General features: G+C 61.4%; 5 protein-coding genes. All 5 read right to left on the bottom strand.

Annotated elements, in window-relative coordinates; all coding sequences use genetic code 11:
- On the bottom strand, positions 1-929 hold a 929-nt coding region (locus tag VIW95_RS10405), incomplete at its 3' end, for an amidase (protein WP_331586125.1).
- Positions 930-935: 6 nt separating this feature from the next.
- Entirely contained in the window at positions 936-1409 is a 474-nt protein-coding gene (locus VIW95_RS10400; RefSeq protein ID WP_331586123.1) for an SCP2 sterol-binding domain-containing protein, read from the bottom strand.
- 13 nt (positions 1410-1422) lie between these two features.
- Positions 1423-3033: an NAD(P)/FAD-dependent oxidoreductase gene (locus VIW95_RS10395; RefSeq protein WP_331586121.1), complete on the bottom strand. Its 1611-nt coding sequence runs from the start codon at positions 3031-3033 to the stop codon at positions 1423-1425.
- Positions 3034-3045: 12 nt separating this feature from the next.
- A complete protein-coding gene (locus VIW95_RS10390; RefSeq protein WP_331586127.1) occupies positions 3046-3453 on the bottom strand; it encodes an SCP2 sterol-binding domain-containing protein in 408 nt (135 codons plus the stop codon).
- A partial coding sequence (locus VIW95_RS10385) for an NAD(P)/FAD-dependent oxidoreductase (protein WP_331586119.1) occupies positions 3450-4962 on the bottom strand: 1513 nt, incomplete at its 5' end. The genes VIW95_RS10390 and VIW95_RS10385, both read right to left, overlap by 4 nt.

The raw sequence follows: 4962 nt of genomic DNA, 5'->3' as shown, positions 1-4962 counted from the left end.
AAAAGCTGCGCGAGCATCTGGTAGTTGAGTTGCGGGGTTGCCTCTTCCACTTCGTGTCCAAGGTCCGCGCACAGCTTCGCCGCCCGCTGCGTCGCCTCGATGCAGTCCGGATGAATCGCGCCGCCAAGAGGATTCGTTGTCGAGAATGCGATCCGAAGCCGGTTCGGCGGGGTTGACGCTTCATGCAGGTAGGACTGGATAGGCGGCGTCGGGAAGTATGGATCGCCGGGCATCGGACCCGCGGCCGCGTCCAGTGCCGCCGCGCTGTCGCGAACGGTTCTGCTCAACACGTGCTCGACGATGAAGCCGCCGAGAACGTCGCCGAGATTCGGCGCAAGCGAGATACGTCCGCGCGTTGGCTTGAGGCCGACCAATCCGCAGCACGCCGCGGGGATTCGAATCGAGCCGCCACCGTCGTTGCCATGCGCAACCGGAACGATTCCTGCCGCGACTGCTGCGGCCGAGCCGCCGCTGGAGCCGCCGGGTGTGCGTTCGAGGTTCCATGGGTTGTGCGCCGGCCCGTAAAGGCGCGACTCGGTCACCGGGGGAATTCCCAATTCGGGCGCGTTGGTTTTAGCGAACGGGATAAAGCCCGCGCGCTTATAGCGGGCCACCACTTCCGAGTCCGCCGTCATCGGCGTGGCGGGAACGAATGCACACGCCGAGCGCGTCGGCATTCCCGCGCAGTCGCCCATGATGTCCTTGAGCAGAAGCGGCACGCCCGCGAACGGCGCGGCGCCGGCCTTGTGCGCGAGAGCCGCAGCGCGTGCGCGATCATAATCCTTGAAGACGATCGCATTGAGCTTCGCGTTGTGCTCTTCTGCGCGCGCGATCGCCGCGTCCATCAACTCAGCGGGCGTGACTTTGCGCTCGCGCACCATGCGGCCCAAAGCCAGGCCGTCGAAAGAAGAGTACTCATTGAATGCCATGATCGCTCAATGCGCCGCCGACGCATTCGCTTGCGGAATCGCGACCGGCTTCCCTTTCGGCCAGGTCGTTTCGATCTCTCGCGCATAAACGCCGTAAACTACATTCACCAATTCAGCATGCCTGATCAGGATTCTCATATCGCCGGTTATTTTCACGCTGCCCTTGAGCCCGGCATCAATCAGATCGATCAATCCCGCGGCGACTCCTTCAAACACTGACGCGGGAAGCTCGAAAATGAAATCGAAATCCTTGCGCGGCGGTGGGACCTCCACCTGCCGGTATTCGACGCACTTGCCGTCGGACAACACCACTACGAAATTGCGCAAGGCGCCGGCCGGAAGATATGGCGAGCGCGCATCGCCGACAATCTTCGCCAACACGTTGATCGTGCCACGCGGCGCGTTGCGATCGACTTCGGGATTTTCGTTGAGGAGCTTCTTCAGTGCGTCGTACCATTCAGTGGTGTAAATCGCAGGCATAATCGATCCTCCGCTAGTAGAGCCGTCCTTCCTGCTGCCAGATTTTCGGCAGACCAAGGTCGTGCGCGATCACTTTGTATGCGTTGTAGCCGCCGGCCGCGCTGATTCCGCCGCCACCTGCCGACGCGCCGCACATGTACAGTCCCTCGATTTCGCTGCGGTAGATATGCTCCCGCGGCAGCCCGGGATTCATATGTCCGAGCCGTCCCTGCGAGAAATCACCCTCCGGCATAGCCATCCGCCGCTCCATGTCGAGCGAGACATATAGCTTGTCCGCGATCACGTTCTCACGCGTCATGTTGGGTGCGTAACTGCCCCAGAGCTCCAGGAACTTTCCGTTATAGTCGCGCCGTACGTTGTCCCATTCCTCGGGACTCAGGCACGATGCGCGCGGGAAAAAGTACCATCCGTTCATCGTGTGCATTCCCGGCGGCGCCTGGCTGGGATCCCAGAGCGAATTGACCCAGGTGCCGGCGCCGGGACGATCGGGAACCTGGCCGCCGTAGGCCTGCAGGATGTAGTCAGAGACCTGGTGATCGTCCTCGAAGCCGACGATCGTATAAAAGCATTTGTTGATGTCGGGGTTGTGCCGCGCTGATTTGTAATCCGGTGGATTGCGCAAGGCGAACGACGGCGTCCCGAGCACATGCTCAGGCCCGAAGCGCCAGCTGGCCATCCGCTCTTTGCGGAAGTCGCTCAGCTTATCCCATCCGATCAGATCGACGAAGGTGGTTTTCGGATCGGCGTTGGACGCGACGAGTTTGCGCGCTTCGACGGTGCGGCCGTCCTTGAGGCGCACGCCGGTTGCGCGTCCGTTTGAATTCAGAATCTCGACGACCGGGCTGTTGTAGCGCAGGTCCGCGCCGGCCGCGAGCGCCGCACTTGCCATCGCATGAGCGAGAGTGTGCGTGCCGCCGATCGACATATAATGATTGCCGCATAGCCAGATCACCGCCATCACGAATCCCATTCCATCGCCGGAGTGCAGGTTCGCTCCCCACTCGACGCACTGGCGGTACATCGTCGCCCGCATCTCGGGCGATTCGAACACTTCGTCGATCAATACCTTCGGGCACTTATTTAGTTCCTGCGGTTTGAAGCCGATGTCGAGCCACAACTGCATCATCCGGCCGATGATCATTTCGCTGCGTCCGTTGGACGGGACTTCGTTGGCCGGCGGGCTATAGAGCATCGCGGCGATATAGTTGTTAGCGTCGAGCACCTTGCTCCGAATCGCATCGAAAGCGTCGGCGTCGCGTTTCGAGTAGTGCGCGATGCTCTTGCGGGTCTTGTCCGCGAACTCGGGGCGGTAGATGACGAGCGGCGGTCTGCCATCCGCAAACGTGATCCCCACTTGCGCGTCGGGCTTGATCATCCGCGCGCCGAAGCTCGGCAGGTCGAAGTCGCGGTAGAAGGGCATGGTCTCGATGAACTCCATGTATTGGGCATGGAGGTTGTGCCAGAAGCCGGGCACGGTAGCCTCGTCAGTATGCGCGCCGCCGCCTTCGTCGTGGCGCCGCTCGAACATCCCGACTTTCAGGCCTGCGCGCGCGAGATAGGCCGCGAGACAAAGCCCGTTGTGGCCGGCTCCGATTATCACCGCGTCGTAAGATGCGTCTGCCATATTCGTCCTCCTCTACCGCGCGCCGTCGCGGGCGAGCTTCATCAACCGGTGGACTCGCAAGGGAAGAAAGAGATTGCGCAACCGCGATGTGACCTTGAGACGTCCACGAAGATGCTCGATCAGTGGATTGCTGCGGCCCTGTAGCAGCTCTGTCAATGATCGATACGTTCCCGCAATGCTCGCGTCGAGCGGCTCCGCGCTACCGTCGCACACCGCGATTTGGTCACCGCGAAAATCAACAGTGACCGAAGCACGATAATCTGTCGCCGTCAGTCCGAGGCGTCCGTGCAAACGGCCTGCGCGCCGCCGGCGCGAGGCGGAATCGGCAAGCTGCTGTTCGAGAAACTGCTGCACTATCGACGCGAGGCCGCTAGTCGATCCGTCAGCGAGCCGAACCGGCATATCTGCGATAGCGGTCATTTCCACCAGCGTTCCACGTGCTGATCGTGCGCGATAATCTCGAGTGCGTTGTAAGCCGGCGCGAAGGTCACGAACCCGTGGGGATGCTGCGTGGCGCCGCACATGTACAGATTCCCGATCGGAGTCCGATACTCGGAAAGAATCGGGCCGGGCCGATGGTCCAGCATGTTGCCGAGGTCGATCAGCCCGCCGATCCAGTCGGCCTGCACCATGTTCGGCATCCGCCGTGCGATGTCGAGCGGCGAATAAGTCGCCCAGTCGAGGAACGTGTTATCACCCAGGTTGGGGGCGGCATCTTTCCACACGTCGATACATCGCTGGCCGTATTCGCGCGAGACTTTCTCCCACGCGGGGGGCCCGCCGTTGGCGAGATTGTAGGGCGCCATCTGCCGCAGCAGTCCCGTGTAACAGCCGTCGGGTGCGTCAGTCGGATCGTAGAGCGAGTTGACGGCGGCGTTGGGCCGCGGATCCAGCAGTTTGCCGGCGCGCACGTCGCGCCAATCGTCATTGAACTGCTTTTGATTTTCGTAACCTAGGTTAACTACCCAGGCCTTGTTGACGTCGGCATCGAACGCGGCCGCGCGATATTCGGGCTTCGCCGTCATCGCGAGATGGACGCTGAAGAACGACCAGTCCATGTGCGGAAAGTGCTCGACTTCAGCCGCGAGCGCCGGAGGAAGATTTTCCCGGCCGACCAGCCGGTAGAAAGTCTGCTCGAGGCTGATGGAGCTCGCGACCAGATGCCGCGCGCGCACTTCGCTGCCATCTTCAAGCCGGACGCCAACTGCCTTGCCGTTTTCGATCAGGATTTTCTCGATCCCATGATTCAGGAAAACCCGCCCACCGGCCTGCGCGAGTGCTTCCCACAATGAATGGGCAAGCGCGTGCGAACCGCCGATGCAGATGTGCCAGTTGTCGATCTTGCTCAGCAGGAGCGGGAACGAAACCGCGAGCCCTCTGCGGTCGGTCGCGTAGCCGGCCAACGCCGCGTGAAATGAGAGGTGGGCCTTGACCCGATCATTCTCGAAATGGTGGTCGAGGAATTCATTGATCGTCTGATGGCGCAAATGAACGCTCAGGTACTTGCTCTTTTCCTCGACGCCCCACGTCACCAGCGCCTTGGTAATGTCCTTGATCGAGGTTGGCGGCGAGTACATCAGCGTGCGCAGAATCAGGTCGCGATAGCCGCGCGCCTCTTCGTAAACGCCACGAAATGTATCGGCGTCCTTGCGTGAAAAACGCGCGATCGATTCGCAGGTCTTATCCAGATCGGTATGCACCACCAGCGCTGAGCCGTCCTTGAACACGCTCGCCATCTGGACCGGTGGCTGGACGTAGCGCAATCCGTGCCGGGTCGTGAGTTCAAGGTCGTCGTAAACCGGGCAGATGCCGACCAGGGTGTGATAGTTGGCGTGAACGTTATGCAGGAAGCCGGGCCGCGTCAGTTCCTCGGTGCATAAGCCGCCACCTTCTTCGGTGCGCTTCTCGAAGACCCCGACGCTCCATCCC

The organism is Binatus sp. (SeqCode) (assembly GCF_036522015.1).
Classification (GTDB): domain Bacteria; phylum Desulfobacterota; class Binatia; order Binatales; family Binataceae; genus Binatus.
This window is presented reverse-complemented; position numbering and strand designations above follow the sequence as displayed.

Coding starts and splice junctions, on each gene's coding strand:
- VIW95_RS10400 (WP_331586123.1), bottom strand. CDS start 1,409: ATGCCTGCGATTTACACCACTGAATGGTACGACGCACTGAAGAAGCTC.
- VIW95_RS10395 (WP_331586121.1), bottom strand. CDS start 3,033: ATGGCAGACGCATCTTACGACGCGGTGATAATCGGAGCCGGCCACAAC.
- VIW95_RS10390 (WP_331586127.1), bottom strand. CDS start 3,453: ATGACCGCTATCGCAGATATGCCGGTTCGGCTCGCTGACGGATCGACT.